Origin of the sequence: Photobacterium aquae, from assembly GCF_001029445.1 — a bacterium.
Lineage (GTDB): Bacteria > Pseudomonadota > Gammaproteobacteria > Enterobacterales > Vibrionaceae > Photobacterium > Photobacterium aquae.
Genome location: NZ_LDOT01000085.1, coordinates 1 through 1,035 on the forward strand (window position 1 = coordinate 1; position 1,035 = coordinate 1,035).

Annotated in this window: 1 protein-coding gene; it reads right to left on the minus strand. The window is 53.4% G+C overall.

Annotation, left to right across the window (positions count from 1 at the left end; all coding sequences use genetic code 11):
* Window positions 1–1,035 (minus strand): hypothetical protein (locus ABT56_RS24375; RefSeq protein WP_169753961.1); only part of this gene is annotated, 1,035 nt, incomplete at both ends.

Below are 1,035 nucleotides of genomic sequence, written 5' to 3' on the forward strand. Positions count from 1 at the left end.
GAGCCTTCAACCAGAAGACCGTTGGTTAAGTCAGTAGCAGTCACCTGTCGGTCAACCAGCACGTTGCCGTTGGTATCGGTAATAATGATCTGATCGCCTTCTGCCGTCGTGGCATCCAAGGTGATCTTGGCTGTGACCGTACCATCCGCCCCCAATTCAACACTGTTGTAAATACCATCACTGTTACTGTCTCCTAACAGTTCTACAGCAGGTGCCGCTGCACTATTATCAACAACTGCACTATCTGTAGCTTCAGGCGATGGATTACCAGCCTTATCGATCACCTGTGCGGTGACTTCGACCTTGTCGCCGACGACTGAACCTTCGACCACAATACCGTTGGTTAGGTCAGCGGCGGTGACTTCACGGTCAACCAGTACGTTGCCATTAGTATCGGTAATAATGATCCGATCGCCTTCTGCCGTCGTGGCATCCAAGGTGATCTTGGCTGTGACCGTACCGTCAGCACCCAGTTCGGCACTGTTGTAGATACCGTCATTGTTGCTGTCTCCTAACAGCTCTACAGCAGGTGCAGCTGCACTATTATCAACAACTGCACTATCTGTAGCTTCAGGCGATGGATTACCAGCCTTGTCGATCACCTGCGCGGTGACCTCGACCTTGTCGCCCACCACAGAGCCTTCAACATGGATGCCATTAGCCAAGTCAGCGGCTGTCACTTCGCGATCAACCAACACGTTGCCATTGGTATCGGTGATAATAATGCGATCGCCTTCTACCGTAGACGCATCCAAGGTGATCTTAGCTGTGACCGTACCGTCAGCACCCAGTTCGGCGCTGTTGTAGATGCCGTCACTGTTGCTGTCGCCCAGCAGTTCTACACTCGGGGCCGGTGCGGCACCCGTATCCACCAAGGCGCTATCGCTGGCTTCCGGTGATGGGTTGCCGACCTTGTCGATCACCTGCGCAGTCACTTCGACCTTGTCGCCGACTACTGACCCATCAACCAGAATACCGTTAGTTAAGTCATCGGCTGTCACTTCGCGGTCAACCAATACGTTGCCATTGGTGTCG